The organism is Paracoccus panacisoli, from assembly GCF_042435015.1.
GTDB lineage: Bacteria > Pseudomonadota > Alphaproteobacteria > Rhodobacterales > Rhodobacteraceae > Paracoccus > Paracoccus panacisoli.
In genome coordinates, this window is the sequence record NZ_JBHMQU010000095.1 from 1 (window position 1) to 586 (window position 586).

The 586-nt window shown below is 67.4% G+C and carries 1 protein-coding gene; it reads left to right on the forward strand.

The window, feature by feature from the left end; translation table 11 throughout:
* On the forward strand, positions 1-586 hold a 586-nt coding region (locus tag ACFHYO_RS15680), incomplete at both ends, for an IS256 family transposase (RefSeq protein ID WP_394321632.1).

Below are 586 nucleotides of genomic sequence, written 5' to 3' on the forward strand. Positions count from 1 at the left end.
AGGTTCAGCGCAACGGATACCGTGACCGCGACTGGGATACCCGGGCCGGGCGGATCGCGCTGGAGATCCCCAAGCTGCGCAAGGGCAGCTATTTCCCCAGCTTCCTGGAGCCGCGCCGCACGGCGGAGAAGGCCTTGGTGGCCGTCATCCAGGAGGCCTACGTCCATGGTGTCTCGACGCGCTCGGTCGACGATCTGGTCAAGGCCATGGGCGCGGGCGGCATGTCGAAGAGCCAGGTCAGTCGCCTCTGCGCCGAGATCGACGAACGAGTGAACGCCTTCCTCTCCCGGCCTCTGGAGGGCGCGTGGCCCTATCTCTGGCTGGACGCCACATACCTCAAGGTCCGGGAAGGCGGGCGCATCATCAGCAAGGCGGTGATAATTGCGGTGGCGGTCAACGAGGACGGCAAGCGCGAGGTTCTGGGTGTCGCCACCGGGCCATCCGAAGCCGAGACCTTCTGGACCGAGTTCCTACGGTCCCTGGCCGACCGGGGCCTGCGCGGCGTGAAGCTGGTGATCGCCGACGACCACAAGGGCCTGCGGGCTGCGGCACGTCGGGTCTTCAACGCCACCCACCAGAGGTGCCG